The organism is Dyadobacter psychrophilus, assembly GCF_900167945.1.
GTDB lineage: Bacteria > Bacteroidota > Bacteroidia > Cytophagales > Spirosomataceae > Dyadobacter > Dyadobacter psychrophilus.
The window spans coordinates 560,592-578,293 of sequence record NZ_FUZA01000001.1 but is presented as its reverse complement, the minus strand read 5'-3'; the positions used below and the strand labels follow the sequence as shown (position 1 = coordinate 578,293).

Sequence of the window (17,702 nt, the reverse complement as noted above, 5' to 3'; positions counted from 1 at the left end):
GTTCCGGTTATTCAACAACTACACCCATTGCACAGAACTTCTCAATGCGCTGGTCAATCCTGTCCTGATGCTCGATCGCCGCCAGCTCATTGATGTTTTCCAGAATCACCCTTTTTAGCTCCTCAGCCATCCAGTTATGATCCAAATGAGCCCCGCCGAGCGGTTCCGAAATAATGCCGTCGATCAGGTTATTCTTTTTCATATCCTTAGCGGTAATTTTCATCGCTTCGGCTGCCTGCTCTTTGAAATCCCAGCTTCTCCAAAGGATCGCCGAACAGTTTTCAGGAGAAATCACAGAATACCAGGTGTTTTCCAGCATTAAAACGCGGTCGCCGATCGCAATTCCCAGCGCACCGCCCGAAGCTCCTTCGCCGATCACAATACATATTACCGGCACTTTCAACATGAACATTTCTTTCAGGTTGCGTGCAATAGCCTCACCCTGACCGCGTTCTTCTGCTTCCATTCCAGGAAATGCACCCGGCGTATCGATGAGGGTAACAATGGGTTTATTGAATTTTTCAGCCAGCTTCATCAGGCGCAATGCCTTGCGATAACCTTCCGGATTAGGCATACCAAAATTCCGGTGCTGCCTTTGCTTCGTGTTGCGGCCTTTTTGTTGTCCTATAAGCATGAAAGACTGTCCACCTACATTGGCAAGTCCGCCAATAATAGCCGGATCATCCCGAACCTGGCGGTCACCGTGCAATTCGATAAACTCATCGCAGATCAGCTCAATATAGTCAAGCGTATATGGACGGTCCGGATGGCGCGAGAGCTGCACACGCTGCCAGCGCGTAAGATTCTCAAATATTTCCTTTCGAAGATCTGTTATATTGTTTTCCAATAAGGAAATGGCGCCAGAAAAATCCACATTATTATTTTGCGCCAGTGTTTTCATTTCTTCGAGCTTGCGTTCGAGCTCGGCCATAGGTTTTTCGAAATCCAGGTATGTTCTCATATTCAGGTTCTTATTTGGTTGGCAATGGGGCAGCTTAAAGTTCGTAAGTGCGTCCCCTTAATGGTATTTCTACCGATTTATAGCCGTTTTCTTGAATTTTACTTTGAAAATCAGCCATGCTTTGCTGCTCTCCATGCACCAGAAAAATGCCTTTGAGCTTTTCCGGATCTTGTATTTTAATGAATTTCAAAAGATCGTTCTGATCTCCGTGGCCGCTAAATACGTCAATTTTTTCAATATTAGCCAAGACCGGCAACTGCTTTCCGCGAATTGAAATCGTGTCCTGCCCATTCAGAAGCCGCCATCCCAGCGTGCCCTCGGAAGCATAGCCAATCATCAGGATCGTAGCATAAGGATTACCAATGTTGGCCTCCACATGCTGTTCCACGCGGCCGCCCTGGACCATGCCTGACGATGAAATGATAATGCAGGGCTCGTTGTAATTGGAAACGGCCTTGCTGGCATCTGAACTTTCGAGATAAATAAGGTTGTCGAAATCAAAAAGCATATCATTGTCATCCTGAAAAGTCCGCGCTTCCTTGTTGAGCATTCTCACGTGACGCTGGTACACTTTCGTGCTGCTATGCGCCAGCGGACTGTCGGAAAAGACTTTTAAATATGGAAAAGAATGATCCATGTAGATCTTGTTCAATGTATAAAGGAGCGCCTGCGTGCGTCCCACACTGAATGAAGGGATTATTAATCTGCCCGGAATGTCAATGCAAGTTCTTTTGATGACGTCAGCCAACGCTTCCACTGGAGAGCCCTGGTCTTCATGCAGGCGGTTTCCGTAAGTTGATTCACAGATCAGATAGTCAACCTGAGGAATTTCCTGCGGATCAATCAGCAATGGATAGTTGCTCCGGCCAATGTCTCCCGAGAAGCAAATGCGCTTTTTCTGTCCGTCTTCATAAACTTCCAGGACAATATGAGCGGCTCCCAGCAAATGTCCGGCCGCGTAAAAAACAATCGTAACATTATCCGCTATGCGGTAGCGCTGGCCAAAAGCAACCGGCACAAAGTTGTCCAACGCCTCATTTACGTTCTTTTCAACGAAATAATCCATCGGAACTTCCCGCTTTTTCTTGCTTCTCTTCTTAGCAGAACCATTCATGCGCGCATTCAGGCGCTTCTGGTGCAAATTGGCAGCGTCTTTTAAAAGGAGTGAAGTGAGCGCTAATGTGGGTTCAGTACAAACAACCCTTCCCTCAAATCCATATTTATACAAATTTGGAATGTTGCCCGAGTGGTCAATGTGAGCGTGTGTTAAAAGGACTGTATTGATTAAACTCGCATCAAATGGGAATACACTTTTTTGCTCCTCATATCTGGTTTTTCTACCTATCTCGTCTAAGTCAAAGTCAGAGCCGCAGTCAATTAAAATTCGGTAATCATCTGTCTCTAAAAGAAACATGCTACCTGTCACCTGCTGCGCAGCTCCCCAAAATGTCAATTTCATACGTTGGAAATGGGGTGTATCTTACAAAAGTACCAAAAACCGGCTGAGATTTGGAGATTACTTACTAGTTTAGATTTGGTATCTTCTCTTTCTGTGTGAAAGTCACCCTGCTAAACTAATATGAAATCCGGCCTGTTTTTGTTTTTTCTTTTTTTCTGTTTTAATGTTAATGCCCAAAATATAGACAGTATCGCGCTCAATAACCTCCGCGATGCCGTGCTGGAACTCGAAAACAGCGAATTGATGCGAAGCGGTTCCCTGTCTGTCAGTGTAAAAAAAGTAAAAGAAGCTTCGAATGTCTTTGCATTGAACACAGAACGCTCCTTGCCATCTGCGTCCACATTGAAATTGGTCTCGACAGCAACCGCGTTGGCTGTGTTTGGTGGTGATTTCAAATTCCAAACATTCCTGGAACACGACGGCGTGATCAGAAACGATACATTAATCGGCAATTTGTACATTCACGGAACCGGCGATCCGTCCCTGGGAAGCGAGCGCTTCAAGGGTTATCCAACAGGAATTGAAATGCTTAGCCGATGGACTGCAGCCGTCAAAAAAACTGGAATCCGCTACATCAAAGGAAAGGTCATCGCCGACGCTTCTTTCTTTGATACCGAAACTATCGCCAGCACCTGGATTTGGGGTGATATAGGAAATTATTACGGCGCCGGTGTCTCAGGATTAAATTTCAATGAAAATCTATACAAAATAAAATTTAACCCAGGTGCCGACTTTGGTGATCCGACAACCTTTCTGGGCATCGAACCAGCGATTCCATATCTTACATTTGTAAACCAGGTTACTACGGGTGAAAGAGGCTCCGGCGACCAGACTATTGTTTATAGCAGCCCGTTGGGAAATGCAGTTGTGCTTACTGGCACCATTCCGACGGGTTCGCCCGTTTTTTCTGTCAAAGGTTCAATCCCAAATCCGGCAGAATATGCAGCTTATGCTTTGAAAACCAGTCTCATCAGTGCAGCAATAGGGGTGGGGGAAACCAGCATGCCACAACCCGGAATGCCTGTTGCGACAGCCAATCCGAAAACAATCCTGGACAAATACGATTCGCCGCCACTGCGCGATTTATGTCAGCAGACAAATTTCTGGAGCATCAACCTTTATGCAGATGCGTTTTTCAAACAAGCAGGAAAGCGACTTGCAGGTAAATCAGCATTTGACGACGCTTCCAAAGCGATAACTGCTTATTGGTCAGGCAAGAATGCAGATTTGAGGGGATTTTATATCAAAGATGGCAGTGGCCTTTCACCATCCGGCTCCATCACGACCAATAGCCTCACGGACATTTTGAATGTTGCGAATAAGGATGCCAGTTTCAATGATTTTTACAAAAGCATTGCCGTGCTCGGACTAAACGGCACGGTGCGAAACTTGGGAAAAGGCACCAAAGCAGCTGGTAATATGCATGTTAAGAGCGGGTCCATCGAAGGAACCCGCGCTTATGCAGGCTATGTTACGTCGAAATCGGGCTCGTTACTCAGCTTTTCAATCATTGCCCACAAATACATGCCGGGCAGCAACCGTGTCATCACCGATTCGCTCGTAAGGATCATGACACTTATGGCTGATTTATAATTCTTACTGGACTTTCTCGATCACCAGGTTATGGTTAGTATAAATGCAAAGATCAGCAGCAACAGTTAACCCCTCACGCACCATTTCTTCCGCAGTAAGGTGTCCTGCATGTTTTTTCAAAGCCTGCGCTGCTGACAGTGCATAATTTCCGCCCGATCCAATGGCCGCAATGCCGTTTTCAGGTTCAAGCACATCGCCCGTTCCTGAAATCACGAGGATTTCTTCCTTATTGGCGGTGATCATCATGGCCTCTAATTTTCGCAGGTAACGGTCTGTCCGCCAATCTTTTGCGAGTTCAATAGCAGCGCGCTTCATATTGCCGCCGTAAGCATTCAGTTTCTCTTCAAATTTTTCAAGAAGCGTAAAGGCATCTGCTGTTGATCCTGCAAACCCCACAAGGATTTTTCCGCCCATCAGCGTCCGGATCTTTTTCACATTGCTTTTTGCAACTGTATTACCCATTGTAGCCTGGCCATCTGCGCCCAGGGAAACCGTTCCGTTATGAAGCACCCCCAGGACGGTGGTCGAATGTATTTTTTCCATAAATTGATTTTATACTAATTCTTTTAAACCCTAACAAAACAAAAGTGCCAGGTCGAGAAACCTGACACTTTGTACATTTATTAAATCATTGCAATTGAAATCTACTACTTTTTGATAATGTCAAGGATCAAATCCTGCTTTGCAGACATTTTCTGTTGTTCAGTCAACATTGACTCTTGCATTCTAGACAAAAAATCCTGCTTGGCCGACATTGCTTCCTGCGTGACAAACATTGTTTCCTGTTTTTCGGAGAGTAAACTTTGAATCGCTTTTATAGAGTCCTGGTTTGCGAGCACGTCTTTAAATTGCGAGTCCATTCCATCTAGCTTGATTTCAATGTTATCAATCCTTCCAGACATTTTAAGCTGATTTTTAAGCAAAAATGTAACATTGTCATTTTGCTTATCAAGAACCCGACTAATTTTTAACGTCAATTCACTAAGCTTATCCTGTTTCACTAGCAATTCGGAAATCACAGGTTCTAATTGATCTAACCTTTTGTCTGCGTTCATAGTGTGTTTGTGTTTTGATATGATTAATTGTTTTCTGTTAAACCAACATGCTCATCGGCTCTTCAAGCAACTTCTTAACTGCTAGCAGGAATTGAGCGCCTAGTGCTCCGTCTACTACGCGGTGATCTGCGGAAAGCGTTACTTTCATGATGTTTTGCGGGTAAACCGTTCCATCTTCTTTGAAAGCTGCCACTTTCTTTATCGCACCGATGGCCAGAATACAGGAATCTGGCGGGTTAATGATCGCGGTGAATTCATCTACGCCAAACATGCCCAGGTTTGAGATCGAGAACGTGTTTCCTTCCCAGTCCTTTGGCTGCAATTTTTTGTCTTTCGCTTTTCCGGCAAGATCCTTCACTTCGCCTGAAATCGTAGACAATGTTTTCTTGTCAGCATCGCGGATTACCGGAACCAGCAAACCTTCGTCCACTGCCACGGCAACACCAATATTCACGTAATTATATCTTCTGATTTTGTCTCCTAACCAGGCAGAGTTAACCGCAGGATGTTGTTTCAAAGCAACTGCACAAGCCTTGATGACCATGTCGTTGAATGAAATCTTCGCTGGGCTCACCTCGTTAAGCTGCGGTCGCAATGCCATTGCCTTGTCCATGTTAATTTCCATGGTCACATAGAAGTGCGGCGCTGTAAATAAGCTGTCGCTCAACCTGCGCGCAATGGTTTTACGCATTTGTGAGATCGGCGAGTCTGTAAAGTCGCCAGTCGCAGGAGCGGCGGGCTGTTCGGCTTTCGCAGGAGCTGGCGCAGATGCCGCCTGAGCAGGCGCTTCTGTTTTTGCAGCAGCCGCTGCCGCAGCTGGCTTGAATTCATCCACATCACGTTTTACGATGCGGCCATTGTCGCCACTGCCGCCAACCTGGCTCAGATCAATTCCTTTTTCGTCTGCAAGACGTTTTGCCAATGGTGAAGCCTTGATCCTGTCACCCGAGTCGGCAACAGAAACCGTTTTGTCAGCCCCATTTGAGCTAGAATCAGCAGCAGGAGCCGCTTTTCCTTCGTCACTAGCTTCAATGTTCTCAACTTCCGCACCACCTTCGCCATTTTCACGGGCAAGCAATGCTTCCACATTCGCGCCCTCTTCACCGATCACAGCAATAATGCCGTCAACAGGAACAGATTCGCCATCTTTAATACCGATATATAGAAGCGTTCCGTCCTCGTATGCTTCCAGCTCCATGGTAGCCTTGTCAGTCTCAACTTCGGCCAGGATGTCACCTGATTTTACTTTGTCTCCAACTTTTTTCTGCCATCCTACCAATGTTCCTTCCTCCATCGTGTCGCTCATCTTCGGCATTCTGACAACGACTGCATTGATTTTTTCAGCCGAAGCAGCAGGAGCAGGTTTTTTTGCAGGTTCTGGTGTAGCTGTTTCAACAGCCGGAGCGGCTGCCGCAGGAGCAGATTTTGACTCTTCCTTAGCGGGTTCTTCAACGCTTGCTCCATTAGAAGCGCCATTAGCCGAACCACCTTCTAGCAATGATTTATAGTCTTCGCCTTCGGCACCAACAACAGCCATAATGCCGTCTATCGGAACCGCATCGCCCTTATTAACGCCAATGTAAAGAAGAGTGCCGTCATAATAGGATTCAAGATCCATCGTCGCTTTGTCGGTTTCAACCTCAGCAATGATCTCACCTGATTTTATTTTATCGCCAACTTTTTTGTGCCATTCTGCGATAACACCTTCTTCCATGGTGTCGCTCATCTTGGGCATACGAATTACTTCTGCCATATCGCTTGTTAAGGTATTTTAGTTTCTTGGTCAAAAAATTAGAATTCAGTCAAAATTACAATAAAACGCGAATAGGTGTGACCTTTCACTTCATAAAATTGACCAAAACAACGCTTGGCTGAACTTTTGTGATTTAATCAATTGATTTTCAACACGGCCATAAACGCCTCTTGCGGGATTTCCACATTACCAACCTGGCGCATGCGTTTTTTACCCTTTTTCTGCTTTTCAAGCAGCTTTCTTTTACGGGAAATATCACCGCCATAACACTTCGCCAAAACGTCTTTCCGCATCGCTTTCACGGTTTCACGAGCAATGATCTTCTGGCCAATAGCCGCCTGGATCGCAATTTCGAACATTTGACGAGGGATCAGTTCTCTTAACTTTTCGCAGAGTTTTTTACCCCATTCATAAGACTTCGTTCGGTGAACTATGGCTGAAAGCGCATCAACCGGCTCGCCATTCAACATGACGTCCAGTTTCACCATATCGGATTCCTGATAGCCGGATAGTTCGTAATCCAGCGATGCATAACCTCTTGAAATGGTCTTCAACTTATCAAAAAAGTCAAAAACAACCTCTGCAAGCGGAATCAAAAATTGTAGCTCAACGCGCTCGGAAGTAAGGTAAACCTGGTTTTTCAGAATTCCCCGCTTATCCATACAAAGGTTCAGGATAGGACCAATATAATCCGACTTCGTAATGATCTGTGCATTGATATATGGTTCCTCAATCGAATTAATGTGATTAGGATCAGGCATTTCCGATGGAGCGCTGATATTTAGTAACTGGTTCTTCGTATTCAAGACGCGGAACTGCACCGAAGGGACCGTAGTGATGACAGTCATATCAAATTCCCGTTCCAGACGTTCCTGAACGATTTCCATATGCAGCATCCCAAGGAAACCGCAACGGAACCCGAAGCCCAATGCCGCAGATGTTTCCGGTTCCCACACAAGCGCTGCATCATTCAGTTGGAGCTTTTCCATTGCCTCGCGGAGTTCTTCGAACTCGCTCGTGTCAACCGGATAAATACCAGCGAAAACCATTGGCTTAACTTCTGAAAAGCCCACAATTCCTTCACTTGCAGGCCTGTCAATGTGCGTAAATGTGTCGCCTACTTTAACTTCCTTAGCGACTTTAATCCCCGAGATCAAATAACCAACGTCGCCGCATTCCACCACTTGCTTTGGAATCTGTTGTAATCCAAGTGTCCCGATCTCATCGGCAATGTATTCCTTGCCCGTCGCCATAAATTTAACGCGGTCACCTTTTCTGATCGTCCCGTTTTTAACCCGGAAAATAACTTCGATTCCGCGATATGAATTGAAAACGGAGTCAAAAATAAGTGCTTGCAATGGTGCAGCCGGATCGCCAACCGGCGCTGGAATTCTTTCAACAATCGCATTCAGGATGGCCTCAATGCCGATTCCTTCTTTTCCGCTTGCCGGAATAATGTCCTCCCGCTCGCAGCCGAGCAGGTCCACCATTTCGTCTTTGATTTCCTCCGGCATTGCGCCTGGTAAATCTATTTTATTTAAAACAGGAATAATAACAAGGTCATGATTGATCGCCAGATACAGGTTGGAGATCGTTTGGGCTTCTGTTCCCTGAGAAGCGTCTACGAGCAGCAATGCACCTTCGCAAGCCGCAATAGAACGGGAAACTTCGTATGAAAAATCAACGTGGCCCGGGGTGTCAATCAGGTTAAAAGTATATTCTTCTCCTTTGTAGGGATAAGTCATTTGGATCGCATGGCTCTTGATCGTGATGCCTCGTTCACGTTCCAAATCCATGTTATCGAGTAACTGCGCCTGCATGTCGCGCTTGCTTACAGTATTTGTGAATTCCAGCAAACGATCTGCCAGTGTGCTTTTCCCGTGGTCAATATGGGCAATAATGCAAAAATTACGAATTTTCTTCATGAAAGTAGTTACTGTTCCAACGCCCTGCACGTAAAAGTCTGATGCAAAGCATCTGCAAAATTACGAGGGTAATTAATATTTCAACAGCTTTTCTCATTGAACTTCAAACTTAAAGCAAATACTTCCGCAGAAACCGTTGCAGGTTGTCTTTTCAATTGATGTAAATATCCAGGTCAGCTCGGCGCAATCACTTAAAGTAAATTATTTAATCATTTGATTAAATAATTTGTATAACTAAATTCTTTCTCCTAGTTTTGAGGCACTAATTCATTCAATTACAAATGGCGAAAGTTGTGAAGGCAGAAATTGACCTGTCGACGGAGGAGAAAATTAAGGAAGCTGCCAGCAAAGTTTTTACCAAAAAAGGATATGGTAACGCGCGGACAAGGGACATTGCGGAAGAAGCTGGGATCAATCTGGCGTTGCTGAATTACTATTTCAGGAGTAAGGAAAAGTTGTTTGACATTGTTATGGCGGAGCGGATCCAGAAGCTCTTTGGGATTTTAACCCCTATATTGAATGATACGGCAACAACATTGGAAGAGAAATTTGAAAAAATAACGGAAAACTATATCAACATGCTGATCGAACATCCGGACCTTCCGATCTTCGTTTTGAGCGAGTTAAGGAATGATCCCGAGCGTTTCGCAGATAGGTTGCAGGCGAAAACGCATTTGACGCAATCGGTTTTTGTGAAGCAGTTACAGGAAAAAGGGACCGAAATCCACCCGTTTCATTTCCTGATGAATTTGCTCGGAATGATCATCTTTCCTTTCGTGGGGAAACCCGTTCTGCAAACCGTTACCGGCGGAGAAGAAAATTACCTGGCGTTGATGGAACAGCGTAAAAAGCTGATCCCGGAGTGGCTCAAAATGATGCTGGCGAAAGCGTAAATTTTTTTGGTTTATAATTAATCAAATGATTAAATAAAACGAATAAATAAAATGATTAACCCATTTCGAATCTGTTTGTTTATACTGCTTAGTCGGCTAACCATTGTCGCTGCCTTTGCGCAAGATAAAGTCTTGACGATCAACGATTCCTACATGCTCGCACGGAAGAATTATCCGCTGATCAAGCAATATGAACTGATCCGCAAAACAGAAAATTTCTCGGTAGAAAATGCTGCGAAGGGTTATTTGCCGCAAATTTCTGTCTTGGGGCAGGCAACTTATCAATCCGCGGTAACGGAATTTAAGCTTCCCATCGCGATTCCGGGCGCAGAGTTTCCCAGCATCAGTAAGGATCAATATAAGGTTTACGCAGAGGTTAGTCAGACCATTTATGATGGGGGAGCGGTGCGCACGCAGATTGAGTCGCATAAGCAGAACGCGATCATGGAAACCCTAAAAGTGGAAGTGGAAATTTATAAGTTGAATGAGCGCGTAAACCAGATCTTTTTCGGAATACTAATGCTGGACGAACAATTGAAACAAAATGCGCTTTTAAAAAAGGACATTGAGCTGGGAGTTAAGAAGATACAAGCCTTCATTGACAACGGAACAGCATTCAAAAGCAATGGAAACACGCTCAAAGCCGAATTGCTGAAAACCGAACAGCGCGCCACGGAACTTGCGTCTAACCGCAAAGCGTATCTCGATATGCTGGGCTTGCTAATAGGCCAGGATTTAGCTGGATCGACAGTTTTAGCGAAGCCTGAAACGGTTTCACTGGAGGGTGATATGAGCCGACCCGAATTGCGACTTTTCGATTATCAGCGTCAAAATCTTGACATTCAAGACAAATTATTAAAAGTGAAAAATCGTCCCAAGCTGAATTTCTTTTTTCAGGGCGGTTATGGACGGCCTGCGCTCAACATTCTCAACAACGGATTCGACCCCTATTACATTACCGGGATCCGCCTGAATTGGTCGCTGTCAGGGTTATATACGGCAAAAAATGACCGTGCGCTCATCGCAAATAACCGGGAGTCCATTCAAGTGCAGCAGGCGGTCTTTGTATACAACACAAATCTGAGCCTGAAACAGCAAAATGCGGATTTGATCAAACTGGAAAAATTATTGGAATCTGATAATGAGATCATTGCATTGCGCGAAAGTGTGAAGACGACCGCGGCTGCGCAGTTGGAAAACGGCGTGATCAACACGAATGATTATTTGAGGGAGGTCAACGCGGAGGATCAGGCGAGGTTGAGCCGCATTTTGCATGAAATACAACTGTTGATGTCAACTTACAATGTGCGTACAACACTAGGACAAAATATTGATCAATAAACATTTACAAAAATTATTAGCAGTAAATATTCAGAAATAATGAAGACAACCGGATTTATTTTAATGATAGCCATGGCCGTTGTCGGCTGCAAGGGCAAAGAGAACGTATATGATGCTTCGGGCACGTTTGAAGCCATCGAAACAATTGTTTCGGCAGAAGCAACCGGCCGGATTATCGAATTCAAGCTGGAAGAAGGACAATTGCTGAAAGCGGGTGAAAAAGTGGGTTATATCGACAGTCTGCCCCTGTATTTGAAGAAGAAACAACTCGAAGCGCAGATAAAGGCAACAGGCAGTAAGTTACCCGACATTGTGGCGCAAACCAATGTGTACAAACAGCAACTGGCTGTTTCCCAGACGAGACTGGATAATTTGCTCCATGAACAAAAACGCATTCAGAACCTGCTCAAAGCCGATGCGGCCACGCCAAAACAATTGGATGACATTAACGCGCAGATCAGTGAGTTGCAAAAACAACTGGAAGTCATCAATCGCCAGGATGCTGCGCAAGCGTCTGTGCTGAGGACGCAAACTTCGGGGTTAAGGGCGGACGTGGTTCCGTTATATGTTCAGATTGAGCAGGTTAATGATCAGCTGGCAAAATCCAAAATCATGAATGAGGTTGGCGGCACCGTGCTTTCGAAATATGCGGAGGAAAATGAAATGGCCGTTGCAGGCAAGCCACTTTATAAAATTGCAGACCTGACTACGATCATTTTGCGTGCTTATGTGACTGGCGATCAGTTGACAAGCGTAAAGCTTAACCAAACGGTGAAAGTGCTGGTGGACGAGAAGGAAGGAAAATACAAAGAACTGCCCGGCACCATTGAGTGGATCAGTGACAAGGCGGAATTTACGCCCAAAACGATTCAGACGAAAGACGAGCGCGCCAATCTGGTTTATGCGGTTAAGATCAGGTTGAAGAATGACGGATTTTTGAAAATAGGCATGTATGGTGAAGTAATCCTTTGATATGGAAGCGGTTGTTGTCGAAAATATCACGAAGACTTATGGCAAGGGTAAAGTCCTGGCTGTGGATAATGTTTCCTTTTCCGTAAACAAAGGCGAGCTTTTCGGATTGATTGGCCCGGATGGAGCAGGTAAGACGAGTATTTTCAGAATGCTGACGACATTGTTACTGCCTGACGAAGGCTCCGCAACTGTGGACGGGTTCAATGTTGTCACGGATTTCAAACAGATCAGGAGTTCCGTGGGCTATATGCCAGGAAAATTTTCGCTTTACCAGGATCTTACCATCGAAGAAAACCTGAATTTTTTTGCAACGGTTTTTGGCACAACGGTGACTGAAAATTATCATTTGATCCAGGACATTTATGTTCAGATAGAGCCATTTAAAAAGCGTCGCGCGGGAAAACTCTCGGGAGGAATGAAGCAAAAACTCGCGCTATGCTGTGCATTGATCCATAAACCGACCACATTGTTTCTGGACGAGCCGACCACCGGTGTTGACCCTGTTTCGCGGAAAGAATTTTGGGAAATGCTGCGAAGATTGAAAAAACAAGGCATAACCATCATTGTGTCAACCCCTTACATGGACGAAGCCGCCCTTTGCGACCGGATCGCATTAATTCAAAACGGAAAGATTTTATCTATTGACACGCCCGATAATGTCACAAGATCCTATCCTGCAAATCTTTACGCCATTAAGGCGAATGAAATGTACCGCTTGCTGAAAAGTCTGGAAACTTTCCCGGACAGGCTAAACAGCTATGCTTTTGGAGAATATGCCCATGCGACTTTCAGGTCTGAGAAATTAGATACAGCGCATTTGGAGCATTTCCTGACGGATAAGGGGCTTTCGGGAATTGAGATCAAGCGCATTCCTGCAACCATTGAGGATTCATTTATTAAACTATTAAACTAAAATCCAGCGCTGCTGACGGTTATGGAGGAAAAAGTCATTGTATGTGACAAGCTGACGAAGCGTTTTGGCTATTTTATTGCTACGAATGAGATTTCTTTTGAAGTGAACAAAGGTGAAATTTTCGGCTTCCTGGGCGCAAACGGCGCGGGCAAAACCACTGCTATGCGCATGCTCTGCGGTTTATCAGCCCCGACATCCGGCTCAGCAACCATTGCAGGCTATGATGTTTATAGCGAAACCGAAAAGATCAAACGGAACATCGGCTATATGAGTCAGAAATTTTCACTTTACGAAAACCTGACAGTGCTGGAAAACGTCGAGTTTTTTGGTGGTATTTACGGGCTGACGGATCAGGAAATTAAAGAAAAGACAGAAGAGCTGGCCAGCAAGCTGGGGTTAAAAAGTGAGATGAAAAAACTCGTTGGTTCGCTTCCTTTGGGCTGGAAACAAAAATTATCATTTTCAGTTGCTGTACTGCACGAACCGAAAATCGTTTTCCTGGACGAGCCGACGGGAGGCGTTGATCCGGTAACGAGACGTCAGTTCTGGGATTTGATTTATGAGGCCGCGGATCGCAGAATTACGGTTTTCGTGACAACTCATTATATGGACGAAGCCGAATATTGCAATCGTATATCCATCATGGTGGACGGCAGAATAGAGGTTTTGGACACGCCGGCAAATCTGAAAAAGCAATTTCAAGCCAACTCGATGGACGAAGTGTTTTATCAATTAGCGAGAAGCGCAAAAAGAGCAGATTCATGAAACAATTTATCGCATTTGTCAGAAAAGAATTTTTCCACGTTTTGCGCGACAGGAGAACATTGCTTATCCTTTTCGGGATGCCAATCGCCCAGATCCTGATCTTTGGTTTTGCATTAACCAATGAGGTGAAGGACTCCGAAATCCTTGTTGTGGATTATGCAAAAGACGATGCTTCACAACAGATCATTACTGAGATTGCGGCGAGCCGTTATTTTAACATTCGAAATGCCGCTTTGACGCATAAGGAGATGTTATCAACTTTTCAAAAAGGCAAAATCAAAGCCGTTATTGTCTTTCCGGCGAGCTTTAATCGTTATCTTTTACATAATAATCAGGCTCAGATACAGGTCATTACGGATGCTACGGACATTAATACAGCCAATATGATCACCAATTATCTGACCGCGATCATTAAAGATTACCAGGCCAAAATCAATGAAAATCTTTTGGTTCCTTATCAGATTATTCCTGAAACACGCATGCTTTACAATCCGCAACTCAAAGGCGCGCATGGTTTTGTGCCCGGCGTAATGGCGCTTGTATTAATGCTGGTTTCGGTGATGATGACTGCTATCTCCATTGTCAGGGAAAAGGAGATGGGAACGATGGAAATCCTCCTTGTATCGCCATTTAAGCCGGTTTTAGTAATTTTTGCAAAAGCATTTCCCTATCTGATCCTTTCACTGATTAATGTTACTGCGATCCTTTTTCTGAGTGTTTTTGCGCTTGACCTTCCGGTGAAAGGAAGCTTACTTTTGCTGTTTTTAGAAAGCACTTTGTTCATTATCACCTGTTTAGCGCTGGGGATTTTTATATCCATCAAAACCGATTCGCAGCAAATCGCCATGTTGATTTCCCTGATGGGCATGCTACTGCCAACCATGATGTTCAGCGGTTTCCTATTTCCCATTGAAAACATGCCGGTGCCGTTGCAGGTCATTTCCAACATTATTCCTTCGAAATGGTTTTACATTATTGTCAAATCCATCATGATCAAGGGGTTGGGCATTGGTTCGCTTTGGAAAGAAACGTTAATCCTGGCTGGAATGACGTTGTTTTTACTCACAGTAAGTTTAAAAAGCTTTAAAATCCGCTTGCAATGAGGACACTTCGATTTTTATTACGCAAAGAGTTCCGGCAGATTTTTCGGGATAAGGCCATCCTCACGCTCATATTTGTAATGCCTGTTATTCAGTTCATTGTCATGCCGCTGGCAGCGGATTACGAAGTCCGGAATGTCAACTTGGCGGTGGTTGACAATGATAAATCCACTTATTCCCAAAAGCTGGTTTCAAAAGTGATTGCTTCGGGTTACTTCAAATTGCAAGGATACAACAGCTCATTTAAGGAGGCATTTCAGTTAATTGAGTCCGATAAGGCCGATTTGATCCTGGAAATCCCACAGGGCTTCGAGCGGAATCTGATCCGGGAGGATAAGCAAAAGCTGTTCGTGGCGGTGAATGCAATTAACGGTACAAAGGCCAATCTGGGCGGAGCCTATCTGAGCAGCATTATTGGCAATTTTAATGCAGACATTCGCATGCAACTGGTTCAGCAGCCCAGATTCAGCCAGTTTCCGGTGATTGATGTGGTCGCTTCCAATTGGTTTAACCCGGCGCTGAACTACAAAGTTTTCATCGTACCGGGTATTCTGGCCATCCTGGTGACCATGATCGGAGGATTTCTCACAGCCCTGAACATTGTCAAGGAAAAAGAGGTCGGCACGATTGAACAAATCAATGTTACACCCATTAAGAAGCACATTTTTATCCTTGGAAAACTAATTCCATTCTGGATTTTAGCGATGATCGTTTTTACAATCGGACTGATTTTAGCACGCGTGATTTATGGGATCATTCCCATCGGCAACCTGCTTGTACTGTACGTTTTTATTGCCATTTACCTGCTTACCGTGCTTGGTTTCGGGCTTTTGGTTTCTACTTTTTGTGACACACAACAGCAGGCGATGTTCATCATGTTCTTTTTTATGATGCTTTTTATCCTGCTGGGCGGCCTATTTACATCTATCGACAGCATGCCTTACTGGGCCAAACTGATCACCCGCATCAATCCGGTCCGGTATATGATCGAAGTGATGCGGATGGTGATCTTGAAAGGCAGTGGATTTCAGGATGTGTTGCCGCAAATGGGCGTAGTTTCGCTGATGGCCGTTATTTTAAATGGCTGGGCGATTTTGAATTATAAGAAAACAAACTGATCAATCCAACGAAACCATTGCTTTGATCACTCCGTTGGCCGGGTCCAGCCAGCCTTCAAATTCATCCTTTACCTTACCAAAAACCACGCGGTGGGTAATGTAAGTAGTAGGATCAATGTGCCCGTTTTTCATGCTGCTGATCACATGCTCAAAATCCGCGCGGGTTGCATTGCGGCTGCTCATTAATGTGGCTTCGCGCTTGTGAAATTCCGGGTGACTGAAACTGATTTCTCCTTTTTGCAGGCCCACGAGCACATATCTGCCGCCGTGCGCAAGGTAACCGAAAGCAGTGTTAATGGCTCTCAAATTACCGGTCGCATCTACAATTACGGTTGGCATATCACCGTTCGTAATTTCATTTAGTTTTTCCAAAACATTGTCGGTCAATGCGTTGACCGTGTGTGCGACGCCCAGCTTTTCGCGACAAAACGCCAATCGGCCATCATTAATGTCCAGCGCGATCACATTTGCTCCGGCAATGCGTGCAAATTCCATAGTTCCGAGTCCAATAGGCCCGGCACCAACGACTAAAACCGTTTCATTTTGTTCCACATTCGCCCGCCTGATGCCGTGTGCGCCAATCGAAAGCATTTCCACAAGTGCCAGTTCATCAAAACTCAAACCGTTTCCGTGCACAAGCGAGTAGGAGGGAACCGACAGATATTCAGACATTCCGCCATCAATATGCACGCCGGAAACGCGAATACTGGTGCAGCAATTGGGTTTATTGTTCCGGCAGGCAATGCATTTTCCGCAATTGAAATAAGGAATAAATGTTACTGCTTCACCAACGGAAAATCCCGGTGCGCCGTCGGTTTCCACAATTTCCCCTGCCAGTTCATGACCTAGAATGCGCGGATAATTAAAGAAAGGTTGCGTTCCCTCGAATGCATGCAGGTCCGTTCCGCAAATGCCGATCCGTTTGATTTTCAGAATGGTATTTCCCGGGGTTAATGCAGGTTTTTCGGCTTGCTGATAAGCAAATTCACCGGGTGTTGTACAAACCAAAACTTCCATAATTGAATGGAATTAACTTAGATTTTTTGTTGAAAATATTAAGAATTGGCTAGCGCACGATCCAGATGCACATATCCGCCGTCCACATAAATCAGCTGTCCCGTGGTGTGGCTCGAACGCTGAGATAACAGAAAAACGGTCATATTGGCAATTTCTTCGGCTGTTGTCATCCGGTTTTCCAATGGAATATGCGCGGTGATGGATGCCAGTTTTTCCTGTGGATTGGGCAATGTTTCAATCCATTTTTCATAAAGGGGCGTCCAGCATTCCGCCACGATCACCGAATTTACACGGATGCCATATTTCAAAAGCTCGACGGCCCATTCACGCGTCAGCGCATTGCGGCCGCCATTGGATGCGGCATAAGCAGATGTGCCACCCTGGCCCGTATCCGCCGTTTTTGAACTAATATTGACGATAGAACCTTTGGAAGCTTTGAGCGCAGGCAGTGCATAATGTGCCATCAGATAATAATGCACGACATTCTTATGCAATGAAGCCATAAAAGCCTCATAATTGCCATTTTCCAACCCAACGCCATCATTAACACCCGCATTGTTGACAAGCCCGTCAATGCGGCCGAACTTTTCTAAGACAGCCGCCACTGCCTGCTCGCAGGCTTCGGGCCCGGTAAGTTCTGCCACCACCTGGAAGGAGGAGATTCCTTTGGCTGAAAGCGCGTCAACCACTTTTTGGTTGTCTTCGGCATTGCGGCCTACGATCACGGGAATTGCCCCTTCATTCGCAAGCACATGCACAATGCCTTCACCAATTCCTTTTGCGCCACCGGTCACGATAACGACTTTATCTTTCAATTGTAAATCCATGATTGAATAA

Annotated in this window: 16 protein-coding genes; 8 read left to right on the top strand and 8 right to left on the bottom strand. The window is 45.1% G+C overall.

Going from position 1 to position 17,702, the window contains the following annotated elements:
• Positions 1-7 precede the first annotated feature (7 nt).
• Together B5X68_RS02630 and B5X68_RS02625 are read right to left on the bottom strand one after the other, a co-directional pair.
• Entirely contained in the window at positions 8-961 is a 954-nt protein-coding gene (locus B5X68_RS02630; protein WP_082213109.1) for an acetyl-CoA carboxylase carboxyltransferase subunit alpha, read from the bottom strand.
• A 34-nt stretch (positions 962-995) separates the two neighbouring features.
• A complete protein-coding gene (locus B5X68_RS02625) occupies positions 996-2,420 on the bottom strand; it encodes an MBL fold metallo-hydrolase RNA specificity domain-containing protein (RefSeq protein WP_082213108.1) in 1,425 nt (474 codons plus the stop codon).
• 120 nt (positions 2,421-2,540) lie between these two features.
• Between B5X68_RS02625 and dacB the strand changes: the two genes are divergently transcribed.
• Complete coding sequence (dacB, locus tag B5X68_RS02620) at positions 2,541-4,013, top strand: D-alanyl-D-alanine carboxypeptidase/D-alanyl-D-alanine endopeptidase (RefSeq protein ID WP_082213107.1); 1,473 nt, start codon at positions 2,541-2,543, stop codon at positions 4,011-4,013.
• Positions 4,014-4,016: 3 nt separating this feature from the next.
• Here dacB and hslV read toward each other — a convergent pair whose 3' ends face one another.
• From hslV to lepA, 4 genes are all read right to left on the bottom strand, one after another.
• Positions 4,017-4,556 carry an ATP-dependent protease subunit HslV gene (gene hslV / locus B5X68_RS02615; RefSeq protein WP_082213106.1) on the bottom strand — a complete coding sequence of 180 codons (540 nt, stop codon included), beginning with the start codon at positions 4,554-4,556 and terminating at the stop codon, positions 4,017-4,019.
• Between the two features lie 104 nt (positions 4,557-4,660).
• Entirely contained in the window at positions 4,661-5,068 is a 408-nt protein-coding gene (locus B5X68_RS02610; protein WP_082213105.1) for a hypothetical protein, read from the bottom strand.
• A 37-nt stretch (positions 5,069-5,105) separates the two neighbouring features.
• On the bottom strand, positions 5,106-6,821 hold the full coding sequence (locus B5X68_RS02605; RefSeq protein ID WP_082213104.1) for a pyruvate dehydrogenase complex dihydrolipoamide acetyltransferase: 1,716 nt from the start codon (positions 6,819-6,821) through the stop codon (positions 5,106-5,108).
• A gap of 137 nt (positions 6,822-6,958) precedes the next feature.
• Entirely contained in the window at positions 6,959-8,746 is a 1,788-nt protein-coding gene (lepA, locus tag B5X68_RS02600; RefSeq protein ID WP_082213103.1) for a translation elongation factor 4, read from the bottom strand.
• Between the two features lie 281 nt (positions 8,747-9,027).
• Between lepA and B5X68_RS02595 the strand changes: the two genes are divergently transcribed.
• The 7 genes from B5X68_RS02595 to B5X68_RS02565 all read left to right on the top strand — a co-directional run bounded on the left by B5X68_RS02595 (position 9,028) and on the right by B5X68_RS02565 (position 15,848).
• The gene (locus tag B5X68_RS02595; protein ID WP_082213102.1) at positions 9,028-9,639 is read left to right on the top strand and encodes a TetR/AcrR family transcriptional regulator; all 612 of its coding nucleotides are present in this window, start codon (positions 9,028-9,030) and stop codon (positions 9,637-9,639) included.
• Between the two features lie 75 nt (positions 9,640-9,714).
• Positions 9,715-10,980 (top strand): TolC family protein, encoded by a 1,266-nt coding sequence (locus B5X68_RS02590; RefSeq protein ID WP_229208259.1) that lies wholly within the window; start codon positions 9,715-9,717, stop codon positions 10,978-10,980.
• Between the two features lie 39 nt (positions 10,981-11,019).
• Positions 11,020-11,952, top strand: coding sequence for an HlyD family secretion protein (locus B5X68_RS02585; RefSeq protein WP_082213100.1), 933 nt, complete (start codon positions 11,020-11,022; stop codon positions 11,950-11,952).
• A 1-nt stretch (position 11,953) separates the two neighbouring features.
• On the top strand, positions 11,954-12,865 hold the full coding sequence (locus B5X68_RS02580; protein WP_082213099.1) for an ABC transporter ATP-binding protein: 912 nt from the start codon (positions 11,954-11,956) through the stop codon (positions 12,863-12,865).
• Between the two features lie 21 nt (positions 12,866-12,886).
• Positions 12,887-13,630 (top strand): ABC transporter ATP-binding protein, encoded by a 744-nt coding sequence (locus tag B5X68_RS02575; RefSeq protein ID WP_082213098.1) that lies wholly within the window; start codon positions 12,887-12,889, stop codon positions 13,628-13,630.
• Positions 13,627-14,733, top strand: coding sequence for an ABC transporter permease (locus B5X68_RS02570; RefSeq protein WP_082213097.1), 1,107 nt, complete (start codon positions 13,627-13,629; stop codon positions 14,731-14,733). The genes B5X68_RS02575 and B5X68_RS02570 overlap by 4 nt, the downstream gene beginning before the upstream one ends.
• Positions 14,730-15,848: an ABC transporter permease gene (locus tag B5X68_RS02565; RefSeq protein WP_082213096.1), complete on the top strand. Its 1,119-nt coding sequence runs from the start codon at positions 14,730-14,732 to the stop codon at positions 15,846-15,848. Before B5X68_RS02570 ends, B5X68_RS02565 begins: the two co-directional genes overlap by 4 nt.
• Here the strand turns inward: B5X68_RS02565 and B5X68_RS02560 are convergent, their stop codons facing one another.
• Positions 15,849-16,865 (bottom strand): zinc-binding alcohol dehydrogenase family protein, encoded by a 1,017-nt coding sequence (locus tag B5X68_RS02560; RefSeq protein WP_082213095.1) that lies wholly within the window; start codon positions 16,863-16,865, stop codon positions 15,849-15,851.
• Between the two features lie 38 nt (positions 16,866-16,903).
• Positions 16,904-17,692, bottom strand: a complete 789-nt coding sequence (locus tag B5X68_RS02555; protein WP_082213094.1) for an SDR family oxidoreductase — start codon at positions 17,690-17,692, stop codon at positions 16,904-16,906.
• Between the last annotated feature and the right edge of the window lie 10 nt (positions 17,693-17,702).